Source organism: uncultured Maribacter sp., assembly GCF_947496775.1.
Taxonomy (GTDB): domain Bacteria; phylum Bacteroidota; class Bacteroidia; order Flavobacteriales; family Flavobacteriaceae; genus Maribacter_B.
Genome location: NZ_CANMDU010000001.1, coordinates 550837 through 565698 on the forward strand (window position 1 = coordinate 550837; position 14862 = coordinate 565698).

A 14862-nucleotide genomic window follows, 5' to 3' on the forward strand; every position below is an offset into this window, starting at 1 on the left:
AATAAGAATTTACACTATTCATACGGATTTTTCCTAAATATTGATGAAGTCGAAGACCAGTTACAACTACATCTTCATGAAATTCAAAAAATAAGTATCATTTAACCAAACTTCGCATAAAAACTAAATCAATACGCTTTTCAAAACCCCCATATATTTCTCCATTTCAGAAAAAGTAAGCGAAGCAAAACCTAAACGCGTTGCATTGTGCGATGGTGCATAATAAGGAGTTAAAACTATATTGAGATTTTTAGCTAAAGCTCGCTCATAAACTTCCATCAAATTAATAGATTCATTAAACTTAGCCCAAACGGCTAATCCCCCTTCGGGTATTTTAAAATCAATCTCTTCAGAAAAAAGCGTATTCAATATCTCACATAAATAATCTCTACGTTGCATATAAATATTTCTTGACCGTCTAAGCATTCTATCAATTTCTCCTTGTTGTAACAAAACGCCCATTGCTCTTTCCATAATTGGATTTCCCTGAAAATCAATTACTTCACGTATTTTAACCGCTTTCTCTATTATTTTTTTATCTGCTAGCAAATAGCCTATTCGTAACCCAGGACCAATAGTTTTAGAAAAAGAGCCTGTGTAAATCGTATTTGTAAGACCGTCTAAGCTTGATAGCGGTAACAAAGGGGCATTATCGTAGTGAAAATCGTAGTTGTAATCATCTTCTATGATATAAAACCCATGAATTTCCGCCAATTTTAATAAACTCATTCTTCTGGACGGACTTAAACTTACTGTGGTTGGATGGTGGTGATGAGAAGTTACATATATGACCTTTACTTTGTTTTTTTTGCATATATCTTCTATTTCATCAACAACCAATCCTTCCTCATCTACCGAAACCGTTAACACATTAGCTCCTATATATTCCAAAACATTAGTTGTTCCAAAATAACAAGGATTACTAACAATGGCAATTTCATTGTTTTTAAGCAGAATTCTCATTCCTAAAAAAATAGCCATTTGACTTCCTCTCGTGATAAGTATATTTTCCTCATCACAGGGTATTCCTCTCGTATCGTTTAAATGTTTTACCAATTCTTTACGAAGCATTGTATCGCCGTAGGCATTGGTATATGAAAACAAGGTTGTATAACGGTCTGCTTTTAAAACGTTTCTATGAGCCCTTGCAATAGCTTGATTATCTATTATTCTATGATCGGGCAGTCCTCCATCAAAAATTAATGCTTTTTTACTTTTTGTTGTGAATACGGATATTGAATTTTCGGAATAATTCTTACTACTTCTTTTAACCGTTCTTTCACGCTGATTGTTCCAGTTTTTGGGTTTGAAATCTGGCAATTTTTCAGAAACAAAGGTTCCTTTTCGTGGAATACGTTTTATCCATTGTTGCAATTCTAATTCCGTATAAACCTTTTCAATGGTGTTTTTATTAACATTTAGCAAGGTAGCCAAAGACTTTATTCCCATCATTTTAGTTCCTGGTCGCAATCTACCAGATTGTATTTCTTTTATTAGGGTATTGACAATTTGCAGATACACAGGTGTCCCTCTTTCCCTTTCAATTTTAATAGTATTATATATTGAATTCTGACCCATTCAAATTATTCATTCTGCCCCATATTAACAGGTTAAATATACATTATTTTTGTTTCAAATAAATTAATCTTCTTAAAGAAACAATATCTTATGAAACATTCAACCATTCTGTTTGTCATTGTACTATTTATAGCATTTAATTCAACCGCTCAAGCCCAAAAGAAATCTACTATGGCTAAAATGCCAAGCACAAAAATCATCTCAGCGGTAGATGTCGAGGAAGAAATAGATGGCCAATCAGCACGTGTTTCGACGGTTGAAGTAACTCTTCAGCCTAAAGCAGAATCTATGCCACATCGTCATCCGGGGCCCGTATATGGTTATGTTTTGGAAGGTACTTACGAATTCAAGGTTGAAGGTCAACCCCTTAGAACGCTTCACCCTGGCGATACATTTTATGAACCCTTGATGGCATTACACGAAGTTGGAACTAACCCAAGTAGTAATTCTATAACGAGAGTACTGGCTATTGTGACACATCCAAGAAGTGCAAAAAATCTTGTAATTCTCGAAAAGGCTATGGAAATGGCTGAATAAATTAAATCATAAAATTATTTTTAAGGTTCGGTATTGGATTTGATTTTTTGTTTGTCGTTTAGGGCATCTAATAATCCAACATACGAGCTAAACCGTTGCCACATAACAAGAAAAACAGAACAAAATGAAAAAATACATAGTTTTAACAATAATGACTTTCGCAACTATTCTGATAAGTTGCAACTCTGAAAAATCGAAAAATAAGCTCGAAAAAGAGAACATAAATCAAATCGAAATAGCTTCGGATACGCTAACAAAACACCTGAAACCATTCAAATCGGAATTACCAACAATCGGACTTTTGATGTTTAACGGAGTTTTACAAAGCGAAGTAATTGCAACTTCCGATGTTTTCGCTAAACCCACCGAAAGCGGAAAACAAATTTTTAACGTAATCACGATTGCAGATTCTGAAAAACCAATCACAACTGAAGAAGGAATTAAAATTGTACCTGATTTTACGTTTGAGAATTGCCCAAAATTAACAGCTCTTTTTGTGCCAAGTGCTTATGATATGTATGCACAAGTTCACAACGAAAAAATAGTAAACTTTATAAAAGAAAAAAATAAAGAAACTGAATATGTTGTGAGTAATTGTGCTGGAGCTCAATTAATCGGAAAATCTGGAATTGCAGATGGATATAAAATCGTCACTTATATTGGTGGTGGAGAACAACTACAAAAAGACTATCCGAAATTAAAAGTACAGAATGATAGTTTGGTAGCTTTTGTTGAGGACGGAAAATTCAGTTCGTCAAATGGAAATTTAGCAAGTTATATTTCAGCCTTAAATTTATTGGAGAAAATGACCAGTTCTGAACATAAAGAATTCGTGGAAAATTATTTATATCTAGACCGACTTCAAAATTGGAAAAACTAAAGTACTGTGGGGCAACAAAGTGTCCTATGAAAAGTTCTAGTCCAGAGCTCTAAGTTTAATTAATATTTTAAATCACCTTATGAAATTTCAGGTGAAATCTCGGGATATTTTAACGGACCTGGTATTTGGGAAGGTGTTTTTTTATACGAACCTACATATAGCTTGAATTTAGGTTTGCAACGAAAATTCTTAAAAGAAAAAATGAATGTAAAGTTAAGTGTCTCCGATATTTTTTTCCAGAGTGGATGGAGTGGTTTTTCCGATTTCAATGGATTATATTCTAGAGGTAATGGTAATTGGGATAGTAGAAGAGCAAGTCTAAGTATTTCATACAAATTAGGTAATCAAAATATAAAATCTAACGGATAGTCTAAATAGTATATTCACGTTTTTTCATACGACGTTTAAAGGCTCATAAATTTTATGTTTATGGGCCTTTATAAAAAACTACAAAAGATTTTTTTTCTTATCCTCTTAGAATATATTAACCACTGCTTTTAAAAGTAGTTTTAATGGTTTAATTTAGTTTTTTGATTTATAAATTTGATGTTTTATTTTCTATCCTGTAATGTTAATAAAACACAACAAAGGAAGAAGTACAATCTTTTTATGATGTACAGTTTGGCAATATCGTAGGTGGGGCTTTAATTAAAAACAAAATATTTTATTACGTAAATTTTTGAGCAAGCACTATCAAACACCCTTGTTTTAAACGCTCCAGGAAGTACCTCATCAGATATCTCAATTAAAGATGTTACTGCTATTCGAGATAAACTCCTAAAAGAACACAACTATGACCCTAAGTTTTTTCAAAGTGCAGACCTACAAACTGCTAACTCCAAACTATTTACCATACTAGATTACAATCTTTCTGACATTCAGGAGCTAACGCATCGTAACAACTGCGTTGGCAGCAACGAGGATAACCTAGAGCGGAATAGTACTTTTTTTAAATTTTGTAAATCAGGACTATAGACACAATAGTATTGCCACTAATCTTGCCTTAGAACTAAAATCAAATCTTAAAAATGGTAATACTAATTAACTTTCGCTGGGTTATTTTACAAATAAAGATTGGGGACGACTTGTATTTGCGCCTAATGTGGTGAATTCTAGTTTTAGTTTACTAAATTTTAGAGAAATTGAAAACAACGAGCCTCAATTCCAATTTAATATCCCTCAAGGTACTAACCTTTATGTAACCGACTTGTTTAACTCAAGATGAAGAGCTCAACTGGGAACGAAATATAATTTTTAAAAGAAGTTCTATTCTTATGAAGAAAACATCAAAACAAAAAACCTTCCAATTTTTCTTGAAAGGCTTTTACTTTGTACAGACGGAGAGACCCCCTTAGACAATAGTCAGGATAAACTTCTCCCCTCTTTCAGATATTTTACTTTCAAAATTTATTACAAACGAAAAAAGCTCTCAATTTCTTGAGAGCTTTTAGTACAGGCGGAGAGACTCGAACTCTCACACCTCGCGGCACTAGATCCTAAGTCTAGCGTGTCTACCAATTCCACCACGCCTGCAAAAGGAGTGCAAATATAAAGTAAAAAATCAATTTTAAAATAATCTATCTTTAAAAAAGTTCTTTTGTATTTTTAACATGACTAATTAAAACATACAATGCAAAACATAAAAACCTATATATCAGACCATAAAGAACGTTTTATATCTGAGCTTTTTGATCTATTAAAAATGCCATCCGTGAGTGCTGACCCTGCATTTTCCGAAAATGTAATCCAAGCAGCGCAAAAAATCAAAGAAAACTTGCTTGATGCTGGTTGCGATTTAGTGCAAATTTGTGAAACCGATGGGTACCCTATTGTTTACGGAGAAAAAATTATAGATAAAGATCTACCAACTGTTTTGGTATACGGCCACTATGATGTACAACCCGCAGATCCAGTTGAACTTTGGGATTCCCCACCATTCGAACCTATCATAAAAAAAACAGAAAAACACCCCGAAGGAGCTATTTTTGCACGTGGTGCGTGCGATGACAAAGGGCAAATGTATATGCATGTAAAAGCATTAGAATTTATGGTTAAAACCAATCAGATACCATGCAACGTAAAATTCATGATAGAAGGCGAAGAAGAAGTTGGTAGTAATAATTTAGGGATTTTTGTAGCGAATAATAAGGAGAAGTTAAAGAACGACATTATTTTAATCTCGGACACTGGAATGATAGCCAATGACACCCCTTCTATTACAACAGGTTTACGTGGTCTTAGCTATGTAGAAGTAGAAGTTACTGGCCCCAATAGAGATTTACATTCCGGTTTATATGGCGGTGCAGTTGCTAACCCAATTAACATATTAACTAAAATGATTGCTTCTTTGCATGATGAAAATAATCATATTACCATTCCCGGCTTTTATGATAATGTTGAAGAACTATCTACAGAAGAGCGCGCAGAAATGGCAAAAGCTCCTTTTAATCTGGAAGATTACAAAAATGCATTAGATATTAATGCCGTTTATGGCGAAAAAGGATACAGTACTAATGAAAGAAATTCTATAAGACCAACACTAGATGTAAATGGTATTTGGGGAGGTTATATAGGCGAAGGTGCAAAAACTGTTATTGCAAGTAAAGCTTATGCAAAAATTTCCATGCGCTTAGTACCAAACCAAGATTGGGAAGAAATTACGGAACTCTTTAAAAATCACTTTGAGAATATTGCTCCAAAAGGTGTAACCATTAAAGTAACTCCCCACCATGGTGGTCAAGGCTATGTTACCCCTATTAATACTATTGGCTATAGCGCTGCCTCAAAAGCCTATGAAACTACTTTTGGCAAAAAGCCAATTCCGCAACGTAGTGGCGGTAGTATACCTATTGTAGCTCTTTTTGAGAAAGAGTTAAAGAGCAAAACAATCCTTATGGGCTTTGGATTAGATAGCGACGCCATACATTCGCCTAACGAACATTTTGGCATATGGAATTACCTGAAAGGTATAGAAACAATACCATATTTTTATAAATACTTTACTGAGCTATCTACATAGAAAAATAGACTTAAAAGTAAATAGCCTTCAATTAGAAGGCTATTTTTTTTGTAACAAATTATTGCACTTAACGTCTTATATGATTCATCAATCAATCAAATCATGCTACAGCAATTTTTTATTCTCTGTTCAGGGGCAGATACTTCTATTTTAAAAACTTGTTCTAAAGGAGAACAAAGTAAATATGGGGGTATTGGCGCTACAGTCTTCTTTACTGCACTAATGGCTTTCATTGCTAGCAGCTATGCCCTATACAGGGTATTTGATTCTATTTATATATCTATATTTTTTGGTTTAATATGGGGGCTTTTAATTTTTAATCTAGACCGATTCATTATTTCTACTATTAGAAAAAGAGATGATTTTAAAAAAGAAATTGTACAAGCTATCCCCAGAATAATCCTAGCAGTTATAATAGCTATTGTTATTTCTAAACCTTTAGAGATGAAAATATTTGAAAAAGAAATAAATCAGATATTATTAGAACAAAAAAATGAACTGTCCCTTGCTAACCAACAACAAATATTACAACAATATACTCCAGAAATAATGGAGCTAGAGAAAAATATTACACAACTAAAAAACGACATTCTCCTAAAAGAGATGGAAACTAATACTTTATATGACATCTATATTTCTGAAGCCGAAGGTACTGCAGGAACTAAACTTTTAGGCAAAGGCCCCGTTTACAAAGAAAAAAGAGAAAAACACGATGCATCTTTAACAGAATTACAGCAATTAAAAGAAAAAAATAATCAAAAGATTAGCCAAACAGAAACCCAAATTGCCTCCCTAAAAAAAGAGTACAATAACAATGTTAACAACGCACAACCAATTATTGATAATTTCGACGGACTTATGTCCAGAATCAATGCTTTAGAAAAATTACCTTGGCTCCCTTCTTTTTTTATCTTTTTCCTTTTCTTGGCAATTGAAACCTCTCCTTTAATCGCCAAATTACTATCACCAAAAGGAGAATATGATTGGAAATTAGAAGAGGAAGAAAGCAATCTTAAAACGAGCATAGCTAATAAAGTAAATCAACAAAACCATGTATTAGAAACTGGTACCTTTCTTAACGAGAAAATCTACTCTGAGATAAAAGAGGAAGAGGAGGTATATGCTTATAAGAAGAACAAAGCACAAGAACTTTTAAAAAAACAGGCGGATGCTTTTTTGGATATGCAAATAAAAAACATATAAAGAGGACCTGTTTTTACATAAAACAGGTCCTCTTGGTAAAATTTGGGGGGAACTACCACTAATACTTTTTTTTCAAATTAAATTGTACTTAGTATAATTGCCTTGTCTGAAAATTTAATATCACAGATTTGATATACTTTCTTTGCCTTGTTCGTTAAAATAAATCCTGTATACTTCTTTTTTTTCTTTGCTTCCATAGTTTGGGTTTTTGGTTATTCCAAAAGTAGTCTACTATTAAAAAGCTAAGTATCAATTTTAGATAGATGACCATTTACTACCTCTCAACTGTTATTTTACTTAGTTAAAGAAAAGTGCACTTATAGTCATGGACATAGTGCACTTTACAAAACCAACTAATTACCTCGCTGTCAGGTATTGTAATGAAAAGCAATTTTAGCCAATTGCCCCACTATTTTTACAGAATCTTTCATAGACAATTTAGAACCATCTGCATGAACCCATCTTTTTAAAGGTTGTTCACATATTAAACTTTGTACGTTTTTCTTTCCGTAATGCTTACGCATGCGCATAAATATCTCTACATCGAACAACCATCTGGTTATAAACTTCTTTGTGAACATATTCTCTATAATATCTTTATCCATGATTTTTGCACCACATTGGGTATCATTAAATGGCATACCAAGAATTGTTCTAATAATAAGGTTAATAGTCATACTAATAATCTTTCTAGCAGATTCCTTAGTAATGTTAGCCCCCATTCTGCTCATTCTAGAACCACTTACAATTTTAAAGTCTGAATTTTGTAATGTTTTAACTAAATCATCAAAATCTCTAAAATCCGTTGATAAATCTGCATCTAAATAGCCTATATAATCTAACTGCGGATCTTTAGCTAAATGTAAAACTCCTTGTCTTACCGCTTCTGCCTTCCCTCCATTTTTTTCACAGTCATATATACTAATCGTATTTTCATGTCCTTTTCTTAATTCCTGTAAAACTTCTAATGTGTTATCTGTACTACCATCATTTACAAAACACAAATGATACCCAAGGTTTCTATGTGCAAAATCTTTAAACTCCACACCAGAAAGTCTTTCCTCTTCATTATAGCATGGTATAACTACACCTACGCAGTATTCTTGCAACATTCTTGAAGAACTCTCTTCCGTATTTTTTACAGAAATTTTATTATCTCCTAATATTCGTTTTACTCTTGCTGAAACCTCATTAAGACTTACTGGTTTTTTCATGTAATCATCTATACCCAGATCAAAACCATCCATAATTACGTTTTCATCTGTATTACCAGACATAACCATTATTGGCGTCTTAGATTTTTGCTCTATTCGTATAAACTTTACAACTTCTAAACCAGACATATCTGGCATGTTTATATCTACAATAACTAAATCTGGCTTAAAAGACTCAAATAAAGACTTACCATCCGACCCACAATCGGCAGTTTTAATATCATACCCTAACTCTAACAATCTCTTTTCAAGAGAAAGTAATATTAGTTGTTGATCATCAATAGCGAGGATTTTCATAAATATTTTTTTTTTAGATATGAACTATTTTAATAATAGCTCTTAAAATTTGGGTTACTTAACTATAATTTTTAAATTTCTTAATAGGTTAAAAATCTTTCACTTACCATTTAATAATAACATAAAAATTACTCATTTGTAAGTTTTTTCTTTCTTAGAACGTAAGCTATTCTTCTTTTATTGTAATGTTCACCTCATATATTTTATTTATATCTTTATGCAGAATTAGATTTTTTAATACATTTTGAAGAAAAAAACCAATACCCTCTTAATACTTGCCTTAATAGTTGGTCTCGCTTTTCATGGTTCCGCTATATTTTTTACTTTAGAATACACCTACGATGCATTAATTCATTTATTTTTTGCAGATCATTATGCCTCTAGTTGGTTTGATCCATGGGAATATAGATGGTACACAGGTTTTACGGTGCAGTCTTATCCACCGCTAGTACATCAGTTAATTGGTATACTCTCTTATATTGGCGGATTAAAATTTGGAATGTACACTGTAGGTCTAATCGCTATAGTCTTATTTATTACAGGAGCTTATCGATATACCTTGTTAATGACAGGAAGCAGAAGAATTGCGGGGTATGGTGCTGTCTTAGCCGTCTTTTCTTCTACTTTTGTTGAAACCCTACATATTTTTGGGCAATTACCAAGTGTATCTGCCTTATCCATTTTACTGCATTCAATGACAGAAATATACCTGTGGATTAAAACTGGTAAAACAAGGTATTTTATTACATCTGCGAGTATGCTTGCTGTAACAGTTACTTCACATCATGTAACTCCCTTATTTGGTATGGTGTTTTTTATTGCTCCGTTAATGGGAATGACGGTAATGGATGCAGCTAGGGAGAAAGTAGATTCTTATAAAAAACTTTCCTTTAAAGTATTTTGGAGCACCACTTTACAACACTTTTGGCGCATAGCAAAGTTTGGTTTTACAGCTATATTTTTACTCGTATTCTGTATTTTTCCATATTGGTACAACTCCAAAAGAAACCCAATTACCCAAGTCGCAATTCCGCATGGATCAAGAGATAATTTCCTAGAAATAACTTCTTCGGGACTTGTATTTTTCTTAATACCATGGGGTGTACTTCTATTTATTTTACCCTATTTCTTTTATAGATATTTTAGCAAAAGATATCTTTTCTTTGGATTATCTTTTACACTATTAACCATTTTAGGAACAGGAGGAACCACCCCTGTTCCACTTTTAATGCTTGGCGAAACTGCCTTTAACATTCTTACACTAGATAGGTTTACTTTATGGGCCACCATTATGGCTCTACCTATATTTGCAGAATTTGCTTACCGGATGGTTGAAGGCGATTTAAAAACCCTAATACAATCTAAATTTGGAGGAGTTTACCATAGGGTCTTGGGCGGATTAATTGCCGGAGGCATGCTTTTTATGGTCCTTTTCACTATGACTTTAGGTTATTTTAGACCCTCACAACCAGCACAAATTAAAATGCTTCCTATCGTTAACTTTCTTGGGGCCGATTCCCATGATTCTTGGCGTTATTTGCCCTTAGGTTTTGGGGATCAAATGGCTTGGTTATCTGCGCAAACTAAAGCGATGACTGTAGATGGCAATTATCATTCCGCTCGTAGGTTACCCGAACTAACAACAAGAGCTATTGAACGGATAGAAAATTCTAAATTTAGAGGTGTAGAAGGTATTGGCTCTTTACAGCAATTCTTAACCGTACCCGAAAAATATAACTTAAAATATATTTTCTCTAATGATAAATTCTACGATCCCATACTCTATTATTGTGGTTGGCAACGTTTACAGCAACTAGAAAATGGTATTATGGTTTGGGAAAAATTAAATGTGGCTCCAATTCCACAAATTATGCCTAAACAAGATGTTCCTACTATTATGAAAATAATGTGGGGAATAATTCCTATCTCAACCGTATTGATAGCAATTTTCGTTAACATTCAAATGATTTGGGTTCGTTTATTAAAGTCTAGAAAAACAGAAGTGCATTCTTTTATGAAACTAGAACTGCCCTATAATAAATTCCCAGCAAAACTTTTAACAATATCTCATTGGTGGTCCTTAATTGTATTACTATGCATAGGGTATGGTATGTATCTATTTTATATTAAAAACGTAGAACAAATATCTCCTAATAACGTAGTCGAATCTTACTATGACGCACTAGATTTTAAAGAATTTTCTCGTGCCCATTCGTATCTAGATCCCGAACAAAATATTGACATTGCGCAGTATATGTTAGAAGTATCTGTAACCGATGGTATATTAAGTTCGTATGCAAAATTAGATTCTCTAAATATTAACATTTATGATGTAACCGAAAATAGTGCAAAAGCTAAAGTAGCAACTATGTGGATTACGCCATTAGAAAATGTTTTTAACGACGATTATCATGAACTGGTAAAACGAAAAAATAAATGGTATATAAAATCCTCTAAAGTTGATAATGACATCCCGCCTGATCAACTCTTTACAGCCAATGGCACAACTTTTTACAACCATGGTAGACGAAAAATCACAACACAAGAAACCTATCATGAAGATGTTCTAAAACAACCTGTATTAGAAATTCTTACAGCAAAATTAGTACAATACAAAGGACAATATAGTATAATAGGTGAACTTCAAAATGTTGACGATACACCTGCAGATATTGTGATTAAGGCTACGCTCTACAATGACCGAAACAAAGAACTAGCAAATTACAATGCTAAGCATCAAATAAAGCATAAGTTAATGCCAAAGGAAACAACAACATTTAAAATTAATTTTGAAGGTATTGCCTGGTCTTCTACAAAAGATACAATACCGCCTACCTTTAATCCTGATGAGTTTACTCCTGTTAGTTTTGAGGAACAACCTACTAAATTTAATTTGCAATCTGCAGGAAATACTGCAAACACAGATTTGTACAAGCATTTAGCATTGCAAGATTTAGAATATACAGAGCAAGGGTTTAACGGTGTATTATTTAATTCTGGGGTACAAGAAGTCACCATTCCGCAATTAATAATTTCTTATTATGATAAAGACCATGAGCTCCTATGGGTGGATCATAAGTTTGTGACCTCAGGTGTTCGTATTCAACGAAAACAATTTTTCAACTACAAACCTTTGGATTTAGATAGCCTTAGGATTGTTAATAGTAGTCTAAAAAACTGTTTTGTAAATGGTCTTCCAAATGCCGCAATTGCGGAAAAAATATTTCCAAACAGAAAAACTATTCATGGCCCTAAGCAAAGTCAGCCGTTTAAAGGAAAAGGTTACGAGTACATAAAATTTGAACTGAATAGTTATATAGGAAACCCAAAATAACATGTATTTAAGACTTTTTATAATTTTATGTTTATTCCTTATTGGATGTTCTTCCAAAAAAGAGAAGACCCAAAAAAAACACGTATTACCTAAAGTAGTTTTAGAAACTAAACAAAAAAACTATGTTGCCGGCGATTCTATTTCTTTAACTTTTAAAGCTGATAGTGGAACAGAAAGGCTAATATTACAAGTTAAAAACGCTTACGGAAATACCCTTTTAACACCTGAATTAATCAATGATAACTCAGTCCAGTTTTTAATTCCAAAAAACTACACTAGGCTTGCTGGCCCTTGCCGTTGGATATTATTACATGAGGGAGAAACGGCTTCAAAAGGAAAAATAAACATTGCTACAAATGCTCCAATGGCTACACATATAGAATCCTATTTTGGGCCACGAAGTATTACTGCTGGTTATATAGACTATTCCATGTTAACCGTATCTCCTACAGATATTTACGACAACCCATTAGATGATGGTACAGAGGTTACAGTTAAATATCAGTTTGAAGAAAATATTAGTGACCTAAAAATTACCACTCAAAGTTTTTTTTCGTGGTATAATGTACGTTCAACAACAAAATCTGGAAGAATTTTAGTTACATCAGAATGTAACGGTACCACATCTAAAGAACTTGCTACTATAGTTTTCCCTTCTAATGCAACAGATTTTTCTATTAATGCCAAAAGTGCTCATAATTACGCAGACGGCAATCAAATAATAACATTTACCTCTGACATTATAAAAGATGAATTTGGTAATACTGTAAGTAATGGTACACTAGTGACTTTCATTATAAAAAATGAAAAAGATTCTTATTTATATACTATAGGCACAACGCTTAATGGCATTGTAGAAGCAAGAACACTACATCCGGACAAAGCATCTAAATGGGAAATACAAGGATTTGTGACAGGAGCCGCAGAAAGTAATATTATAGAATTTGATTTTAATGCTGCAATAAAAGATTACCCTGTTCATTTTTCACAAGGAAATAGAAATATTGATATAGGACCTTTTGAAAGTTTTATGAAACAACTTATTCCTGATGGTTTACTTATAAAACTTGATATTTATGACGCAAAAGGAAATTTTATACAAACTAATAAAACAACAACTAAAAATGGATCTTGTAATATTTTCTTAGGAGCGCATTATCTTCCTGAAGGAGATTATATTTTAAAATTAGAAGCTGCAGGAATTAAAAAAGAATTTACAAAAAACATACATGGCAATTAAATTAAACAAAGTATTCTACCGTACCATATTGATAGCCACTTTCTTGGCCATTAATATGCTTATTATTTCTGGTATAGGATCTGCCTGGGCCTTTATGAATACTGGTGCAGATAAAACTTCTATGCTACACTTAGAGGTTCCTATGGAAGATGTGTACAAGCCAAGTTTAGAATGGATTAATACAGAAAATCCGGGAAGACCTATGGAAATACAAGCTCTTGGAGAAATTACAAATGACTATATGAATGCCTGGCATGTACGCAACATTGCATACAAAAAAAATGACCCATATGGTATTGAAGATTTTTATACAGATAGTGCAAGAGTTCGTTTGTACGACCACATAGACGCAAATAAAAAAAATAATAATTGGTACAAAAGAACCACCCTAAATCATAATTCATCTTTAGACTTCTATACTGCTGATGGCACCATGGTTGTATTTAAAGATTATAATGTAGAAGAGTATCAAGAAATTTATCAAGGTGAAGAATTAATTCTAAAAGAAAAAGACACTACCAGTTACCAAGTAATGATGCTTTTAGAAGATGGTTTTTGGCGAATAAGACACTTAAAAGAAATCCCTACACCTATAGATACTGCAAAAATTGTAAAGCGTACAATAGATAAAAAACTTGCAAAAGTAAAAAATATTAAAGGTATAAACTACTACCCTAAAGACTCTCCATGGGATACTTTTGGGAAGAAGTTTAGTGATAGTATTATTAATCGAGATTTTAAAATTATTCAAGAAATGGGTTTAAATACCATACGTGTATTTATACAATATGAAGACTTTGGAAAAAACCGCGTGGATTATAAAAAATTAGCATTATTAAAAACCCTTTTAGATACTGCAGAAGAGAACAACCTTGAAGTTTTAATCACTTTATTTGACTTTTATGGGGATTATGATGTTTCTAACTGGACACTTACACATAGACACGCAGAAAGTATTATTAAAGCCATGAAAGACCATCCTGCATTATTAGGATGGGATATAAAAAATGAGCCCGATTTAGATTTTGATTCTAGAGGTAAACAGCGTGTATTGAGTTGGCTAGAACAAATGATTGATAATATTAAAAAATGGGATAAAAACCACCCTATTACTATAGGTTGGTCTTCTCCAGAAGCTGGTATTGAACTTGCCGATAAGGTAGATTTTGTTTCTTATCATTATTACCGAGAACCTAAGGATTATAAACTCGCTCATAATAAACTAAGGGCGTTAGTACCTACTAAACCAAAGGTTTTACAAGAATACGGCATGTCTTCTTATAAAGGCCTATGGAATTTGTATAGAGGTGCCGACGAACAAGGACAATTGGCCTATTATAAACAAATGCAACAAATATTAAAAGAAGATAATATTCCATATATGTTTTGGACATTATACGATTTTAAAAAAGTACCAAGTTCTGTTGCCGGAAGCCTACCTTGGAAAACAAAAAAGCAGCACTTCTTTGGTTGTTTAGATTCTTTAGGAAACAAAAAACCTGTTTATCATGAATTAGCAAATAAAAAAAGGGAATAACTATAGTGCTATTCCCTTTCATT

Annotated in this window: 9 protein-coding genes, 1 tRNA gene and 1 pseudogene; 8 read left to right on the forward strand and 3 right to left on the reverse strand. The window is 32.8% G+C overall.

Annotated elements, in window-relative coordinates; genetic code table 11:
* Positions 1-123: 123 nt before the first annotated feature.
* Positions 124-1578: a PLP-dependent aminotransferase family protein gene (locus Q0856_RS02550; protein WP_298502269.1), complete on the reverse strand. Its 1455-nt coding sequence runs from the start codon at positions 1576-1578 to the stop codon at positions 124-126.
* A 90-nt stretch (positions 1579-1668) separates the two neighbouring features.
* Here Q0856_RS02550 and Q0856_RS02555 point away from each other — a divergent pair, with 90 nt between their 5' ends.
* The 3 genes and pseudogenes from Q0856_RS02555 to Q0856_RS02565 all read left to right on the forward strand — a co-directional run.
* On the forward strand, positions 1669-2115 hold the full coding sequence (locus tag Q0856_RS02555) for a cupin domain-containing protein (protein ID WP_298502272.1): 447 nt from the start codon (positions 1669-1671) through the stop codon (positions 2113-2115).
* Positions 2116-2239: 124 nt separating this feature from the next.
* Complete coding sequence (locus Q0856_RS02560) at positions 2240-2995, forward strand: DJ-1/PfpI family protein (protein ID WP_298502275.1); 756 nt, start codon at positions 2240-2242, stop codon at positions 2993-2995.
* Positions 2996-3073: 78 nt separating this feature from the next.
* Positions 3074-3364 (forward strand): annotated as a pseudogene (locus tag Q0856_RS02565) (outer membrane beta-barrel protein); the annotation flags it as partial.
* A 1082-nt stretch (positions 3365-4446) separates the two neighbouring features.
* On the opposite strand, the gene Q0856_RS02570 reads toward Q0856_RS02565, so the two are convergent.
* A tRNA-Leu gene (locus tag Q0856_RS02570) sits at positions 4447-4528 on the reverse strand.
* A 97-nt stretch (positions 4529-4625) separates the two neighbouring features.
* On the opposite strand from Q0856_RS02570, the gene Q0856_RS02575 reads away from it, so the two are divergent.
* Entirely contained in the window at positions 4626-6014 is a 1389-nt protein-coding gene (locus Q0856_RS02575) for a dipeptidase (RefSeq protein ID WP_298502278.1), read from the forward strand.
* Positions 6015-6116: 102 nt separating this feature from the next.
* The gene (locus Q0856_RS02580; RefSeq protein WP_298502281.1) at positions 6117-7217 is read left to right on the forward strand and encodes a DUF4407 domain-containing protein; all 1101 of its coding nucleotides are present in this window, start codon (positions 6117-6119) and stop codon (positions 7215-7217) included.
* A gap of 368 nt (positions 7218-7585) precedes the next feature.
* Here the strand turns inward: Q0856_RS02580 and Q0856_RS02585 are convergent, their stop codons facing one another.
* The gene (locus Q0856_RS02585) at positions 7586-8728 is read right to left on the reverse strand and encodes a response regulator (RefSeq protein ID WP_298473830.1); all 1143 of its coding nucleotides are present in this window, start codon (positions 8726-8728) and stop codon (positions 7586-7588) included.
* Positions 8729-8972: 244 nt separating this feature from the next.
* Here Q0856_RS02585 and Q0856_RS02590 point away from each other — a divergent pair, with 244 nt between their 5' ends.
* The 3 genes from Q0856_RS02590 to Q0856_RS02600 are packed head-to-tail and all read left to right on the forward strand — an operon-like array spanning position 8973 to position 14839.
* Positions 8973-12062 (forward strand): hypothetical protein, encoded by a 3090-nt coding sequence (locus Q0856_RS02590; protein WP_298473832.1) that lies wholly within the window; start codon positions 8973-8975, stop codon positions 12060-12062.
* 1 nt (position 12063) lies between these two features.
* Complete coding sequence (locus Q0856_RS02595; RefSeq protein ID WP_298502283.1) at positions 12064-13302, forward strand: hypothetical protein; 1239 nt, start codon at positions 12064-12066, stop codon at positions 13300-13302.
* Positions 13292-14839, forward strand: coding sequence for a glycoside hydrolase family 2 TIM barrel-domain containing protein (locus Q0856_RS02600; RefSeq protein ID WP_298502285.1), 1548 nt, complete (start codon positions 13292-13294; stop codon positions 14837-14839). Before Q0856_RS02595 ends, Q0856_RS02600 begins: the two co-directional genes overlap by 11 nt.
* Positions 14840-14862: the final 23 nt, after the last annotated feature.

Coding starts and splice junctions, on each gene's coding strand:
- Q0856_RS02600 (WP_298502285.1), top strand. CDS start 13,292: ATGGCAATTAAATTAAACAAAGTATTCTACCGTACCATATTGATAGCC.
- Q0856_RS02585 (WP_298473830.1), bottom strand. CDS start 8,728: ATGAAAATCCTCGCTATTGATGATCAACAACTAATATTACTTTCTCTT.
- Q0856_RS02550 (WP_298502269.1), bottom strand. CDS start 1,578: ATGGGTCAGAATTCAATATATAATACTATTAAAATTGAAAGGGAAAGA.
- Q0856_RS02560 (WP_298502275.1), top strand. CDS start 2,240: ATGAAAAAATACATAGTTTTAACAATAATGACTTTCGCAACTATTCTG.
- Q0856_RS02555 (WP_298502272.1), top strand. CDS start 1,669: ATGAAACATTCAACCATTCTGTTTGTCATTGTACTATTTATAGCATTT.
- Q0856_RS02580 (WP_298502281.1), top strand. CDS start 6,117: ATGCTACAGCAATTTTTTATTCTCTGTTCAGGGGCAGATACTTCTATT.
- Q0856_RS02575 (WP_298502278.1), top strand. CDS start 4,626: ATGCAAAACATAAAAACCTATATATCAGACCATAAAGAACGTTTTATA.
- Q0856_RS02595 (WP_298502283.1), top strand. CDS start 12,064: ATGTATTTAAGACTTTTTATAATTTTATGTTTATTCCTTATTGGATGT.